The 13,526-nt window shown below is 70.6% G+C and carries 13 protein-coding genes; 4 read left to right on the forward strand and 9 right to left on the reverse strand.

Annotation, left to right across the window (positions count from 1 at the left end; all coding sequences use genetic code 11):
* Nucleotides 1-7: 7 nt before the first annotated feature.
* The 8 genes from ACIHAD_RS20495 to ACIHAD_RS20530 all read right to left on the reverse strand — a co-directional run bounded on the left by ACIHAD_RS20495 (nucleotide 8) and on the right by ACIHAD_RS20530 (nucleotide 6,614).
* Nucleotides 8-601, reverse strand: coding sequence for a DUF5947 family protein (locus ACIHAD_RS20495; RefSeq protein ID WP_397356088.1), 594 nt, complete (start codon nucleotides 599-601; stop codon nucleotides 8-10).
* Nucleotides 598-1,134 (reverse strand): NifU family protein, encoded by a 537-nt coding sequence (locus ACIHAD_RS20500; protein ID WP_397356089.1) that lies wholly within the window; start codon nucleotides 1,132-1,134, stop codon nucleotides 598-600. Before ACIHAD_RS20500 ends, ACIHAD_RS20495 begins: the two co-directional genes overlap by 4 nt.
* The gene (locus tag ACIHAD_RS20505) at nucleotides 1,127-2,923 is read right to left on the reverse strand and encodes a nickel-dependent hydrogenase large subunit (RefSeq protein WP_397356090.1); all 1,797 of its coding nucleotides are present in this window, start codon (nucleotides 2,921-2,923) and stop codon (nucleotides 1,127-1,129) included. Before ACIHAD_RS20505 ends, ACIHAD_RS20500 begins: the two co-directional genes overlap by 8 nt.
* 33 nt (nucleotides 2,924-2,956) lie before the next feature.
* Nucleotides 2,957-3,997, reverse strand: a complete 1,041-nt coding sequence (locus ACIHAD_RS20510; RefSeq protein ID WP_397356091.1) for a hydrogenase expression protein HypE — start codon at nucleotides 3,995-3,997, stop codon at nucleotides 2,957-2,959.
* A 56-nt stretch (nucleotides 3,998-4,053) separates the two neighbouring features.
* Nucleotides 4,054-4,407 carry a hydrogenase maturation nickel metallochaperone HypA gene (locus ACIHAD_RS20515; protein ID WP_397356092.1) on the reverse strand — a complete coding sequence of 118 codons (354 nt, stop codon included), beginning with the start codon at nucleotides 4,405-4,407 and terminating at the stop codon, nucleotides 4,054-4,056.
* Nucleotides 4,400-4,912 carry a hydrogenase maturation protease gene (locus ACIHAD_RS20520; protein WP_397356094.1) on the reverse strand — a complete coding sequence of 171 codons (513 nt, stop codon included), beginning with the start codon at nucleotides 4,910-4,912 and terminating at the stop codon, nucleotides 4,400-4,402. Before ACIHAD_RS20520 ends, ACIHAD_RS20515 begins: the two co-directional genes overlap by 8 nt.
* Nucleotides 4,913-4,926: 14 nt before the next feature.
* A complete protein-coding gene (locus ACIHAD_RS20525) occupies nucleotides 4,927-6,231 on the reverse strand; it encodes a hypothetical protein (protein ID WP_397356095.1) in 1,305 nt (434 codons plus the stop codon).
* Nucleotides 6,232-6,365: 134 nt separating this feature from the next.
* Complete coding sequence (locus ACIHAD_RS20530) at nucleotides 6,366-6,614, reverse strand: carbohydrate-binding module family 20 domain-containing protein (RefSeq protein ID WP_397356096.1); 249 nt, start codon at nucleotides 6,612-6,614, stop codon at nucleotides 6,366-6,368.
* A 277-nt stretch (nucleotides 6,615-6,891) separates the two neighbouring features.
* Here ACIHAD_RS20530 and ACIHAD_RS20535 point away from each other — a divergent pair, with 277 nt between their 5' ends.
* The 3 genes from ACIHAD_RS20535 to ACIHAD_RS20545 all read left to right on the forward strand — a co-directional run bounded on the left by ACIHAD_RS20535 (nucleotide 6,892) and on the right by ACIHAD_RS20545 (nucleotide 10,629).
* The gene (locus tag ACIHAD_RS20535) at nucleotides 6,892-7,848 is read left to right on the forward strand and encodes a cyclase family protein (protein WP_397356097.1); all 957 of its coding nucleotides are present in this window, start codon (nucleotides 6,892-6,894) and stop codon (nucleotides 7,846-7,848) included.
* A 229-nt stretch (nucleotides 7,849-8,077) separates the two neighbouring features.
* Nucleotides 8,078-9,346, forward strand: coding sequence for an FxsB family cyclophane-forming radical SAM/SPASM peptide maturase (locus ACIHAD_RS20540; protein WP_397356098.1), 1,269 nt, complete (start codon nucleotides 8,078-8,080; stop codon nucleotides 9,344-9,346).
* Nucleotides 9,343-10,629, forward strand: coding sequence for an HEXXH motif domain-containing protein (locus tag ACIHAD_RS20545; protein WP_397356099.1), 1,287 nt, complete (start codon nucleotides 9,343-9,345; stop codon nucleotides 10,627-10,629). The genes ACIHAD_RS20540 and ACIHAD_RS20545 overlap by 4 nt, the downstream gene beginning before the upstream one ends.
* On the opposite strand, the gene fxsT is transcribed toward ACIHAD_RS20545, so the two are convergent.
* A complete protein-coding gene (gene fxsT / locus ACIHAD_RS20550; RefSeq protein ID WP_397356100.1) occupies nucleotides 10,626-13,112 on the reverse strand; it encodes an FxSxx-COOH system tetratricopeptide repeat protein in 2,487 nt (828 codons plus the stop codon). The genes ACIHAD_RS20545 and fxsT overlap by 4 nt on opposite strands.
* A gap of 180 nt (nucleotides 13,113-13,292) precedes the next feature.
* Between fxsT and ACIHAD_RS20555 the strand changes: the two genes are divergently transcribed.
* On the forward strand, nucleotides 13,293-13,505 hold the full coding sequence (locus ACIHAD_RS20555) for a hypothetical protein (protein ID WP_397356101.1): 213 nt from the start codon (nucleotides 13,293-13,295) through the stop codon (nucleotides 13,503-13,505).
* Nucleotides 13,506-13,526 lie beyond the last annotated feature (21 nt).

The following is a 13,526-nucleotide window of genomic DNA, read 5'->3' on the forward strand; positions in this document are numbered from 1 at the left end:
GCAGGTCCTACCCCCGGTGAGGCCGGGCGTCGTCGAGCTGGGCGAAATACTGCGCGATCTTTGCCCATACCTGATCGCCGCCTGACATACCTGTCCATTCGCCTCGTACCAGGGCCATCAGCCGGTAGCAGTCGTCGATCGGGACCAGCCAGCACTCGCCGGCCCCCCGAACGCCGTTGACGAGCAGCGCCTCGACCAGCGGCCGCATGGTCCGCAGTTCCCCGGCGCCGGCGGCGACCGCCTGCCAGGCCGGGGCGTCCAGGTCGCTGCGGGTGGCGCCCAGCGGGCTCGGGTAGTGCGCGGTGGCCGAGCCGTCCGGCGCGGTGACGAAGAACGCCAGGCTCACGGGGATGCCGAGATCGGCCGGCCGCAGCCCGGCCAGCCGCAGCCGCCGGTCGGGCACCCGCAGGAAGTGGCCGCCGCCGTCCGGCTCGAACAGCAGCGCGCACGCCCGGCACGCGCACAGCACCTCCGCCGAGCGCGCCTCCACGACGTGCCCGTGCTCGCCCCGGACGGGCGCCTCGCACAGCTCGCAGCGCTCGCCCGCGTTCCGGCGGCCCGTGGCCCGCCCGAGCAGGCGGCCGTGCGCGGTCGTGCTCACGCGGCGCCGCCGGGCCGGGTCAGCAGCGCGTCGGCGGGGACGAAGGCGACCGGCGCGGCGCGGCTCACCTCGACCGTCCGCACCTCCGGCGCGACGGCGCGCACCGCCTGCTCGACCGCCCGCCGTACCGGCTCCGACCCGGACGAGCAGCCGCCCGTCAGCCGCACCCGCGCGACGTCGCCCGTCACGTCGGCGAGCCGCGCCTCCACCCCCTGGGAGCGCAGGGCCCCGGCCAGGCCGTCGAGCGCGCGCTCGACCCGCCGCCGGAGCGGCTCGGGATGGATGTCGTGCAGCACCAGCAGGTGGCCGAGCAGCTCGTCGTCGGCGAGGGCGGTGGCGACGGCGGTCCCGGCCGGGATGCGGTCCATGACCCGGGCCAGGGCCTCGCCGTAGACCTCGGCGAGGATCGCGACGGCGTCGAGCGCCGTCTCCGCCGTCGGGCCGGGCGTGCCCTCCAGCCGCCCCAGGGTTGCCTCCAGCCGCTCCAGCAGGCGGGCCACCGCCTGGTCGTCCAGGCGGTCCGGCTCAGCCATGACCCGCTCCGAACATCGGCGAGTGCAGCTTCTTCACCGTGCGTCCCTTGCCGACGTACATGTGCACGCCGCAGGGCAGGCAGGGGTCGAAGCTGCGCACCGCGCGCATGATGTCGACGCCCTTGAAGTCGTCCGGGCCGTTCTCCTCGAAGATCGGCATGTCCTGGACGGCGTCCTCGTACGGGCCCGGCGTGCCGAAGCTGTCGCGCGGGCTGCCGTTCCAGGGCGTGGGCGGGTACGGATGGTAGTTGGCGATCTTGCCGTCCCTGATGACCATGTGGTGGGAGAGCACGCCGCGCACCGCCTCGTGGAACCCGACGCCGATGGCCTCCTCCGGCACGGCGAAGTCGGTGAACACCTTGGTGTCCCCGGCGCGCATGCGCTCCATGGCCTGCTCGACGAAGTACACCGCCATGGCCGCGGCGTAGGCCACGAAGTACACCCGGGCCCGGTTGCGTTCCAGGGCGTTGGACCAGGGCGGGATGCGCCACTCCAGGGTCGTCTCCGGCAGGTCACGGCCCTTCGGCAGCGAGATCTGCACCGCCGAGCCCGTCGCCTTCACGTACGGGGTGTCCACCATGCCCGACAGGGCGGTGACGTACAGCCGGGCGAAGGCGCCGCCGCCGGTGTCGAGCGCGAGGTGGTCACCGGTGCGCGGGTCGAGCCACCGGGGGCTCATGACCCAGCTGTAGTTGCCCTCGAAGTCGCGTTTCTGCGGCGCGGGCAGGGTCGTCTGGTTCCACGGGTGCCGCATGTCGACCGGGTTGCCGAGCGGGTCGTGGGTGACGAACGGCTCCTCGGCGGTCCAGTCGTCGTAGTACGAGCTGCCGAGCAGGATGCGGATGCCGAGGTTGATGTCGACGAGGTTGTTGGTGACCAGCTCGCCGTCCACCACGATGCCCGGGGTGACGAACATGGCCTTGCCCCAGTCGTTCATCGTCTCGTAGCGGTAGTCGACCACGGCCGGGTCCTGGAAGGCCCCCCAGCAGCCGAGCAGGATCCGGCGGCGGCCGACCTCCTCGTAGCCGGGCAGCGCCTCGTAGAAGAAGTCGAACACGTCGTTGTTCAGCGCGACGGCCTTCTTGACGAAGTCCACCACACCGAGCAGGCGCGAGAGGTAGTCGGTGAACAACGTCGGCTCCGGCATCGTGCCGACCCCGCCCGGATAGACCGTCGACGGGTGCACGTGCCGGCCCTCCATCAGGCAGAACATCTCCCGCGTGACGCGGCTGACCCGCAGCGCCTCCTTGTAGATGTCGCCCTCGAACGGGTTGAACGCCTCCATGATGTCGGCGATCGTGCGCTTGCCGTGGATCGCCGCCCCGGGCGCCTCGGTGGTCCTGGCCCGCGCCAGCAGCGTCGGGTTGGTCTCCTTGACCATCGCCTCGCAGAAGTCCACGAAGACGAGGTTGTCCTGGAAGATCGTGTGGTCGAACATGTACTCGGCGGCCTCGCCGAGGTTGACGATCCACTCGGCCATCGGCGGCGTCTTGATGCCGTACGCCATGTTCTGGGCGTACATCGAGCATGTGGTGTGGTTGTCGCCGCAGATGCCGCAGATCCGGCTGGTGATGAAGCCCGCGTCCCTGGGGTCCTTGCCCTTCATGAACACCGAGTAGCCGCGGAACAGCGAGGAGGTGCTGTGGCACTCGGCGACCCGCCGGTTGGCGAAGTCGATCTTCGTGTAGATGCCCAGGTTGCCGATGATGCGTGTGATGGGATCCCACGACATCTCGACGAGCTCCCCCGGTGGTCGCCGGTCGGGCGCTTCCTGCTCGGAGATGGCCATGTGCTGGTGTGTCCTCTCTGGCGTCGCGGGCCCTTACGGGCGCCACCGCGGATCGAAGCCGCTGGTCAGCGCGTCACGGTTGTGCCGCCACCGCGGCTCGGCGTTCGCGGTGTTGTTGGTGATGCCGCGCATGCGGCGGATGAACGCCCCGTAGGGCTTGATCAGCATCGAGGACAGGCTGCTGCCCGGCGGCATGTCCATGAACGGCATGAACTTGTCGGGGAAGCCGGGCATCGTGCAGCCGATGCAGATCCCGCCGACGTTCGGGCAGCCGCCCACCCCGTTCATCCAGCCGCGTTTGGGCACGTTGCAGTTGACGACCGGCCCCCAGCAGCCGACCTTCACCTGGCACTTGGGCGAGTTGTAGTCCTTGGCGAAGTCGGCCTGCTCGTAGTAGGCGGCACGGTCGCAGCCCTCGTGCACGGTCTTGCCGAACAGCCACTGGGGACGCAGCAGCGCGTCCAGCGGCGGCGGCGGCGCCGAACCGGCCGCGTGCTGCAGGACCCAGGTGAGGGTCTCCATGAAGTTCTCCGGCTGCACCGGGCAGCCCGGGACGTTGACGATGGGCAGCCCGCCGGCCGACCGGAAGTCCCAGCCCAGGTAGTCGGCCAGGCCCATGCAGCCGGTCGGGTTGCCCGCCATGGCGTGGATGCCGCCGTAGGTGGCGCAGGTCCCGATCGCGACGACCGCCCAGGCGTTGGGGGCGAGCAGGTCGATCCAGGTGTTGAGGGTCATCGGCTCGCCCGTGTCCGGGTCGTTGCCGAACGACGTCCAGTAGCCCTCGCCGTTGATCCTCTCGTTGGGGACGGACCCCTCCAGGACGAAGATGAACGGCTCCAGCTCGCCGCGCGCCGCGGCCCGGAACGGGGCCAGGAAGTCCTCGCCGCCCAACGTCGGGGACAGGACCTTGTTGTGCAGGTGCACCTTCGGCAGCCCCGGCACGAGGCCGGTGACGACGTCCTCGATGGCGGGCTGGGACGCGGCCGTCACGGAGACGGTGTCGCCGTCGCAGCTCATGCCCTCGGAGATCCACAGGATGTGCATCTCGTCGAATCCGCTCTTCTGATCGGCCATGTCACGTCTCTCCTTCACGTCAGCGGCCTGTTCTCCAGCCGGTGCCGGCGGGTCCGTCAGGCGGTTTCCGGGACCGGTTCGAACGTGATCGACTCCACCACGACGCTCTCGTCCGTGACGCTCTCCACGTCCATCCCGCCGCAGCTCCGGCAGGCGAGGAGGTCCGTGGCGGTCCGGGCCTCCTGCTCGGCGCCGCATCCCGCGCAGCGCATCACGTACGGCACGGTGACGAGTTCGACGGTCGCGTCCTGCACGACCGTGCCCGCGGCGGCCAGGCGGAAGCCCGTGTCGATCACCCGCGGGTCCACCGGGTGCCCGCCGACGCGGACGCGCACCGCGTTCACCCGGCGTCCGCCGGCCCGTCCCAGCGCGGCCTCCACGATCGCGTCGCACAGCCCCAGTTCATGCATCGGTGGTCTCCTTCTCGATCTTTCCCGCCGCCTCCCGCCGGGCCAGCTCCGCGACGAGGCGGACGGCCCCGTCCACGGCGGCGGCCACCGGTTCGGACAGCCCCATCACCTCGTCCAGGACCGCGGGCCGGCAGCCCACGATCAGGACCCGCTCGACGCCGCCGCCGAGGTGGTTCAGCAGCCGGAGCACGGCGTCCGGATGCAGCCCGTGCCCGTCGATCGCCACGTCGCCCCCGGCCGGCCGGTCGTCGGCCTCGATGACGGCCAGCGTCCCCGGCGGGCCGTCGAGCGGGACGGCGTCGACCAGGATCAGGGTGTCGTAGCGGCCGTCCAGCAGTTCGTAGGCGAGGTGGACGCCGCGGATGCCGTAGTCGGCGACGTCGGCCGTCGCGGGCAGCTCCGCCCGGTCCAGGCGCCTGACCACCTCGACGCCGAAGCCGTCGTCGCCCAGGAACACGTTCCCGATGCCGGCCACGAGCACGTTCCGGGAGCCACCGGCGCTCATCTCGCCTCCACGCGTCATCTCGCCTCCAGGGGCTCGACCTCGTCGAGGGTGAAGTAGCGGTAGCGCCCGTACCAGCGGTTCAGGTCGGCGCCCGGGTCGTCCTCGACGGTGACGGCCAGGTGCCAGGTGTCGTCCACGTCCTGGAGGACGTCCTCGACCAGGCCGGTCCTGCCGTCGAGGAACATGTCCTGGGGGTCGGTGCCCGACCGCCGCGGCCGGAGCCTGACCCGGCTTCCCTTCGAGACCTCGACCCCGGCGACCGTCACGCCGTCCGCCGCCGCCGCGGGCCGGCGGGAGCGGACCGCGCCGTGCAGCCGTGACAGCGCGGCGGGCGGCATGGAGTCGACCCGGTCGATGATCTCGGCGGCCCGCGCGTCGGTGGCGCGGGCCTCCCGCTTCTCGGCGTCGGTCAGCGTGAGGGTGCGCAGCGACAGGATCTCGTCGATCTCCGTGGCGTCGTGCAGGTCGCCGGGGCTCTCGGGGGCCACGCGCGGGTGGTCGTACAGGATGATCGGGGAGGAGAGGACCACGTCCCGCGCGCCGGGCGTACCGGCCAGCACGGGGAAGGTGCCCGCGTTGACGCAGTCGCGGGCCGCCGCCTCGGCCCATTCCGGCGGGTCGAGCAGGGAGACGAACGAGCCGCCGCCCGTGGCCAGCAGGGTGTGGCAGCCCAGGAGCGAGGCGCGCAGCGCGTCCTCGCGGGTGGCGTCGGCGGGGGTGGCCGGGTCGTCGTTCTCGACGCGGCAGCGCAGGCGCAGCAGCGGGGACGTCGTCGCGCACGGCGTGGCCGAGACGACGACCGTCGCCCGGATCGCCGACCGGCTGACCACGATCCGGCCGCCGTCCAGCGGCCGGATCTCCTCGCCCGCGGGCACGCCGACGGTGATCCGTCTTTCGCCCGCGAGCAGCTCGGCCGTGTCGGCACGCAGGTCGAACTCGCGCGGCACGGCCTCGTCGAAGCTCAGTTCCAGCGTGGGCCCGTCCCCCAGGGAGTCGACCGGCTGCCAGGAGCCGGCGGCGTCCCGGCGCTGGACCTGGCGCCGCTGCTGGTGCAGGAAGCGGATCCGCAGCTCGACCGTGGCCTCGCCGCCCGCTTCGAGCAGGCATTCCGTCTGCTGGCACCACGACTCCGCCGAGCCCGCCACGCCCGCGCCGGTGAGCCCGCGGGCCCGTGCCCAGGCGGGCGGCAGCAGCACGCCGAACTGCCACCGGACCCGGTTCTTGCCGGAGGAGCGGCGGTAGGGGTACAGCAGGTACCCCTCGTACAGGATCGCGTCGGCGATCGCGCGGACGCTGTCGAAGGTGTCATCCGGGCCCACGGTGTCCGGTATAGCAAGGGATGCACACGTACGGTAAGTGAGTTTGTACAGTATGTACCGAAGTCACCTAGCGCCACCGGCACCGGAGTGGCCGCCCCCGTCAGGGGCCGGCCACTGATCCGGGCCGCGGCTCGCTACTTCCAGGTGTCGTTCCTGGTGTCGGTGCCGCCGGACGGGGTGGTGAAGGCGCGGTTGCCGCCGGATTCCCAGGTGACCGAACCGTCGGGGTTCTTCTTGATGTACTTGTACTCGACGCCGGTGCCGGGAGGCAGGTCGACGGTCGGGCGCCAGACCGGGTAGTCGGCCGAGGACAACGGGACGGCCGCGGCGGGGGGCCAGCACTGGTCCGACTGGGGCCTGCTGACCGCCTCGGCCGTGCTCATCGCGGTTCCGGCCGCGGCGGTCTTCCTCGTCGTCCAGCGTCACCTGGTGGCCGGCCTGACCAGCGGCGCCACGAAGTCGTGAGACCGGCCGCGCACCGTTCGCCCGGCCATCCGCATCCGACCGATCGGGGAGGCACATGACCGAACCGGCCGAGGACGCCGCACGGCCGGCCGCCGCCACCCGCTGTCGAGACCCGGCAAGGTCACATCGAAGGAGAGGGCGGGATACCCTGCCTGCGGTGCCTCGAACCACATGACCGGAGGAGTCGATGCTGGGATGACGGCAGGGCGACCGATCCCCACGCAGGACGACGTGCTGGAGTACTTCGACACGCTGTCGAACTGGGGGCGTTGGGGCGACGACGACGAGCGCGGCACGCTGAACCACATCACCGACGACGTCCGGCTGGCGGCGGCGCGGGCCGTGCGACACGGCAGGAGCGTGTCGTGCGCGTGGGAGGTCGCCGTACCGGAGGAGATGGAGCGGTCGACGACGACGTGCCCGTGCGCCGCCGACATGCCGGGCGCCGAGAACATGCCGGCGCCCGGATTCCGCAACGACCGGCGCTGGGGTTTCTCCTCCGAGCGGCTCGGCGTCACCTTCCACGGCAACACCATCACCCACCTCGACGCGCCGTGCCACATCTTCTGGGACGGCACGATGTACAACGGGCGGCCGCACTCGCTGGTCGACGCCGCGACGGGATCGGGGTGGGCTTCCGTCACGGCGGCGGCGAGCGGGATCGTCACGCGTGGCGTCCTGCTGGACGTCGCGAGCGTGCGGGATGTGCCGTGGCTGGAACCGGGGCAGGGGGTGTTTCCCGACGACCTCGAAGAGGCCGAGCGTCGCCAGGGTGTGCGGGTGCGTCCCGGCGACGCGGTGCTCCTGCGGACCGGCAACGGCCGCGTCCGGCACGAATCCGGTGCGGTCAGCGGTTTCACGCAGGCCGGGTGGCACGCGTCCTGCCTGCCGTGGCTGCACGAACGGGAGGTCGCGCTGATCGGCGCCGACACCCCCCAGGACGTTCAGCCCTCGGGGTACGAAGACGTGTTGATGCCGGTCCACGCCGTGAGCCTCGTCGCCATGGGGTTGTGGATGCTCGACAACTGCGACCTGGAGGCGTGCGCGACGACGGCTGCCGAGCTCGGCCAGTGGGACTTCCAGCTCGCGGTCGCGCCGGTCCGCTTCGCCGGCACGTCCGGCAGCCCGGTCAACCCGATCGCCACATTCTGACCCCGGTTCACGCGGCGGCGGACAGCCACGAGAACCGATCCGGTCCGAGCGTTTCGCGATGACTTTCGCAGCGCCACGACATCGAGAAGCAGCTCGGGCGGGTCGCCATATCGAACTCAGGCGTCCTCATTTTCGATATTCGCAGCCGTATTCCGGCAGGCCGCATGGACCGTGACAACGTTTGACTACACCGCTTGACCCGCTCATAGTGGTTATGCACATCGATCAAATGCGCGACGACGGCCGGATCCTCAGTTCGGGGGTTGATCAAGGCGTGGCAGTGGACTCCGGATCGATGCCGCGCGAGGACCGAACCGAGTGGCCGGAAACGCTGGACGTGCCCGCGCTCGTCGCCGGCGGGTGGACGCCGACCCCGTTCGGCGAATTCGTGGTGAAGGTCAACAGCAGATGTGACCTGGCGTGCGACTACTGCTACGTGTACGAGATGGCCGACCAGAGCTGGCGCGATCAGCCGATGCGCATGTCCACCTCGACAGCGGCCTGGCTGGCCCACCGGATCGCCGAGCACGCCGAAGCCCACGGGCTGCGTTCCGTCGAGCTGATCCTGCACGGCGGCGAACCGCTCCTGGCCGGCCCCGACCTGCTGTCCGCCATCGTCGCCGGCGTGCGCGAGGCCGTCGGTGAGAGGGCCCGGGTGAACGCCCGCGTGCAGACGAACGGCGTCCGGCTCGACGCCGGGTCCCTTCGCGCGTTCGACGAGCTGGGCATCAAAGTGGCGGTGAGCCTGGACGGCGGCCGGGCCGCCCATGACCGCCACCGGCGGTTCGCGAACGGCAAGGGCAGCCACGACGCCGTCGCCGCATCGCTGGCCCTGCTCCGCGGCTCGTTCCCGCACCTGTTCAGCGGCCTGCTGTGCACCGTCGACCTCGCGAACGACCCGGTCGCCACCTATGAGGCGCTGCTCGGCCACGAGCCGCCGAAAATGGACTTCCTGCTGCCGCTGGGCGACTGGTCGTCCCCGCCGCCGGGGCGGGTCCGCGGATCCGCGCGGACGCCGTACGCCGACTGGCTCATCGCCGTCTTCGACCGCTGGTACGGCGCACCCCGGAAGGACACCGAGATCCGCCTGTTCAGCGAGATCATCCAACTCCTGCTCGGCGGGCGGTCGAACAACGAGTCCATCGGGCTGATGCCGGTGACCGTTCTGGTGATAGACACCGATGGCGCGATCGAGCTGTCCGACACCGTCAAATCCCTGCGACCTGACTCGTCCGTGACCGGGTTGCACGTGTCCAGGAACGCGTTCGACGAGGCTCTGCTCCTGCCCGACGCCGCGGCCCGGCAAATCGGGGAGCTGGCGCTGGCGCCGGAATGCCGTTCCTGCCAGGTGCGAAGCGTTTGCGGCGGTGGTTATTATGCGCATCGTTACGACCGGGGCCGGGGTTTTGCCAATCCGTCCGTCTACTGCCCGGACTTGTTGAAACTCATCGGGCACATCAGGAATGCCGTGGCGGCCGATCTGGAAAGGTTCAGATGAGCTTCAGGAGGCATCGCATATCCGGCGAGCTGTTCACCGCGATGGCGTCCGGAGGGGGCGGAGCCGAGGCCATGCGCCAATTGGCCGCCATCGAACGCAGTAAACACCTGTTGCTGCTGCGCGGAGTCGTGCTCGGCGCTCGAACCGCCGGCCATCCGGGCGCGCGCGGGGCCGCGGACGCCTACGAGTTGCTGGCCGCCATCCAGGACAAGGCGCCCGAGGCCGTCGAGGCGGTGTTGTGTTATCCGTCCGTGGGGGCCTGGTTGCGGGCGACCGTGCTGGAATTGGACCGGGATCCGGCGCGCGCCCGTCCGGACGGCCTGGCGGCGCTGGCGGCGGCCGCGGCGATCAGGGCACGGGCTCCGCTGTCCGTCGAGGTGAGCACCCATGAGGGCTCTTTGGTGCTGCCGTCGCTGGGTGTGGCCTTTGCGGCGGATGATCGGGTGACGGTCCGTTCCACTCCCGGTGGGGCCAGTGTCGGAGATGTCGTGATCGCGCCTTCGGGTGACGGTCCGGGCTGGCGAGGGCTGCGCCGGTTGACCGCCTCCGCGAACGGCCGCACGCTCGAACTGATGGTCGACGACCTCGACCCGTACCGGATGGCCGCCGATGTGGCGGGCCGGTTGCCCGACGAGGAGCTTCCCTGGTGGCGGGCCGCTCTGCGCGAGGCGTGGGAGATTCTCACCGCCCACCATCCCGCCACGGCGGATGAGATCCGGCTCGCGTACCGCGTGGTCACTCCGCTGCGCTGCCCCGAACGAGGCGGACAGGTGAGCGGGACGGCGTCGGAGACCTTCGGCGCCGTCGGCCTGTCGGCTCCACCGGACGGCCTGACCCTCGCCGCCGCGCTCGCGCACGAGGTCCAGCACGCCAAGCTGGGCGCGCTTCAGGAGGTCGTCCGGCTGACCGAACCGGACGACCGCAGCCGCTTCTACGCCCCCTGGCGCGACGATCCGCGGCCTGTCGCCGCGCTGCTCCAGGGCGCCTACGCGTTCCTGGGCGTCAGCGGCTTCTGGCGACGGCAGCGCCGGCACCAGCAGATCGCCCTGTACGCCGACGCCGAGTTCGCCCGCTGGCGCGACGGCACCAGCAAGGCGGTGGACACGTTGATGGACAGCGGCCTGCTCACCCCGGCCGGCAGACGGTTCGTCACCGGCATGGGCCGCGTCCTGCTGTCGTGGCTCGGCGAGCCCGTGCCCGAACCGGCCATGGCCAACGCCCGCCACCAGGCCGAGCGGCATCTCACCCGGTGGCGGCTGGCGAACGGCGAGCCGCGGATCTAGATCGGCGGCGGGTCGAAGTCGAAGTCGAGCTGCCGTTGTTCCCTGGCCACCACCGCGTCGGGGTGGTTCGGGCCCAGCACGCGGCCGTAGTGGACGAGGGTGCCGGCCAGCAGGGCGTCGGCCTCGTCCTCGGACCCGGTCCGGCGCAGGATCACGGAGAGGTTCGCGGCGCAGCCCAGGGTCAGCGGATGGGTCTCCCCGAGCAGTTGCCTGGTGCGCTGGAGGGTGTCGTCGCCGAGCTGCTGCGCGCGGGTCAGCTCGCCCAGCGCGGTCAGGTCGCTGGCCAGGTTGATGGCGACGGTGAGGGAGTAGTGGTGGTCGCGGGTGAGCCGGTCGTCCAGCGCTTCGAGGCATTGCTCGTTGAGTTTGCGGGCGCTGGCGGCGTCACCGCGTACGCGGTGCATGAGGGCGAGGTTGCCGGCACAACCGTGGTTGTAGGGGTGCTCGGGACGATAGACCCCCGGGTATCGCTCCATCGTCTGGGCGGCCAGGTCGAACGCCGCGTTGATCCGGCCGGTGGTGCGCATGGCGTTGGCGTTGTTCATGGCGGCGGCGAGGGTGTCGGGATGGGTCGGCCCGTAGAGCCTCGTGCTGCGTTCGAGCACGTCCTGGGCCAGCGCGCTGGCCTCGTCGTAGCGGCCTGAGCGCCGCAACGCGATCGACCAGTCCTTGGCCGTGCGCAGCGTCACCCAGTGCTCGATGTCGAGCTCCTTCACGCCGAAGGCGTGCGCCTCCTCGGCGAGGTCGCAGGCCTCCTCGTAGTCGCCGCAGAGCCGGACCACCCGGACGAGGTTGCCCCAGAAGATCAGGTGCGAGACCTTGCTCACGTCGGTGCGCTTGCTGGAGGCGTTGTAGACCTCCTCGTGCATCGAGCGGGCCCGCGTGTAGTTGCTGATCAGGGCGTAGTCGAGGGCCAGGTTGTTGGTGGCGTTGAGTACTTCGAGGTGGGGGCGGCCCAGGGCGGAGATGTGCGCCTGAAGGACCTGTTCCTCGTGCCGGGTCGCCTCGGCGAAGTCGCCCCGTGCCCGCAGATCGGCTCCGAGGCCCTGGGAGATGAACAACGACATCTCGTGCTCGTCCCCGAGGACCTGCTTCGCGCGTTCCCACGCGGCCCTGTCCGTCTCGTAGGCTCCCGGGTAGTCGCCGAGCTCCCGCTGAACGCTTCCCATCTGCGCCTGGGCGGCGATCACGTGACGGTCGTCGGGACCGGAGTCCAGGGTCCATTGCCGCAGGAAGTCACCGGCGAAGGTCAGGCCCTGCTGGTGCTGCCCGGACCGGTAGAGATAGCGGACCATGTTCAGGGCGAAGTCCCGGACCTCGGGGTCGCGGGTGAAGGCCACCTCCGAGGGCACGATGTGGCGCACCAGTTCGCTGTAGCGGGGCCAGTTGGCCTCGTTCTCCGGGTCTCCCGGCCGGGCGCTGGCCAGCAGCCGGTGGACCACCTTCCTGAAGCGGTCCTGTTCCTCGTCGTCGAGGTCGGCGCGGAGCAGTGCCTGGATCAGGCGGTGCACCTGGAGCGTGCGGTTCTCCGGGTCGAGCCCGGCCAGGGCGTACCGGCCGATGACCCGGATCGCCTTGCTGCGCAGCAGCGGCTTGTCGAGCAGCTCCTGCAGGCCCGGGCCGGCCCCGTCGGCGCCCCAGCGGAAGACGTCGACCGGAATGGGGTCGGGGCCGAAGAAGGCGCAGCAGCGCAGGAGGTCGACCGCCTCGGCCATCTGCTGCTCCAGCTGGGAGACCGACAGTCTCCAGGCCGCCGTCATCGAGCGCGGGTAGTCCAGCGGCTTCGGGTCCTGCAAGGTGTCGGGCATGTGCCTGGCGAGCTGCTGGAGATATTCCTCCACCGACATCCCCGCCTCGGCCTGCAGCGCTCCGGCCTGCTCAAGGGCGAGCGGCAGGTGCCCCAGCTCGTCGGCGAGGCGCTGGGCGTCGGCTTCCTGCAGGCTGTTGGACACCCGCTTGTGGAGGAACTGTACGCTCTCGCCCTTGGTGAACACGTCCACCGGGACGGTGTCCACGACGCTCCGCCACTCCTGGTTCCGCGACGTGATCAGCACGTGGCCCGGGCCGCGGGGGATCAGCCGGTTGATGTCCTCCGGCTGGTCGGCGTTGTCGAAGATGAGCAGCCAGCGGTCGGAGGGCTCGCCCCGGCGCAACGCGTCGAGAACGGCGGCCGCGGTGTCCTCGATGCCGACGGCCTTGACCGGCGGGAGATCCAGGCGCGGTGCGAGGGCCGCCAGCGCGGCGGGCACCAGAAGGGCCTGGTCGGCGGCGATCCACCAGACGACGTCGTAGTCGGAGGCGTATCGCCAGGCGTACTCCACGGCCACCTGGGTCTTGCCGACGCCGCCCATGCCGTGCAGGGCGTGCGGCACGACCGCTGTGACATCTGAGGCGATTCCAGCGTGAAGTTGCTCCAGAAGGGCTTCTCGGCCCGTGAAATTCTTATTGCGCGGTGGTATCTTGTCGCCCCAGATTTTGGGCATGGCCACAGTCCGCGAACCCGTCACGCTGTCGATCGTAGCAATAACCGGCTTGTGGAGCGCACCGCGACACCGCTGTCAGCAAAAAGGACATCTCGGTATAACCTTCTGATATATTTATTTTTCACCCGGAAGGTTACGTCTATCTAGGCAAGGATCGCCCAATGGGCGATGCTGTAGCGGGTGAGCCTTGCGGCCGTCCGCCCGGCGGGGACACAGGAGGAAGGTTTGCACAAGAGTCCAGAGGAAGGCGGCGAGGGCTCGTTCGACCTCTCCGAGGCGTCGCTGCGGGACATCGCGGCCCTCTCGGACGACGATCCGTCCGTCTTCGCGGAGGCGGTCAAGAGGGCGATCGCCCAGAGTGGTTTCCTCCCTGGGTTCAATCAATCCATATGACCCGTTTTGTTCGCCGACTGC

It is taken from the genome of Nonomuraea sp. NPDC052265 (assembly GCF_044547985.1).
Taxonomy (GTDB): Bacteria; Actinomycetota; Actinomycetes; order Streptosporangiales; family Streptosporangiaceae; genus Nonomuraea.

Coding starts and splice junctions, on each gene's coding strand:
- ACIHAD_RS20500 (WP_397356089.1), bottom strand. CDS start 1,134: ATGGCTGAGCCGGACCGCCTGGACGACCAGGCGGTGGCCCGCCTGCTG.
- ACIHAD_RS20505 (WP_397356090.1), bottom strand. CDS start 2,923: ATGGCCATCTCCGAGCAGGAAGCGCCCGACCGGCGACCACCGGGGGAG.
- ACIHAD_RS20510 (WP_397356091.1), bottom strand. CDS start 3,997: ATGGCCGATCAGAAGAGCGGATTCGACGAGATGCACATCCTGTGGATC.
- ACIHAD_RS20515 (WP_397356092.1), bottom strand. CDS start 4,407: ATGCATGAACTGGGGCTGTGCGACGCGATCGTGGAGGCCGCGCTGGGA.
- ACIHAD_RS20520 (WP_397356094.1), bottom strand. CDS start 4,912: ATGAGCGCCGGTGGCTCCCGGAACGTGCTCGTGGCCGGCATCGGGAAC.
- ACIHAD_RS20530 (WP_397356096.1), bottom strand. CDS start 6,614: ATGAGCACGGCCGAGGCGGTCAGCAGGCCCCAGTCGGACCAGTGCTGG.
- ACIHAD_RS20535 (WP_397356097.1), top strand. CDS start 6,892: ATGACGGCAGGGCGACCGATCCCCACGCAGGACGACGTGCTGGAGTAC.
- ACIHAD_RS20540 (WP_397356098.1), top strand. CDS start 8,078: ATGCGCGACGACGGCCGGATCCTCAGTTCGGGGGTTGATCAAGGCGTG.
- ACIHAD_RS20545 (WP_397356099.1), top strand. CDS start 9,343: ATGAGCTTCAGGAGGCATCGCATATCCGGCGAGCTGTTCACCGCGATG.
- fxsT (WP_397356100.1), bottom strand. CDS start 13,112: ATGCCCAAAATCTGGGGCGACAAGATACCACCGCGCAATAAGAATTTC.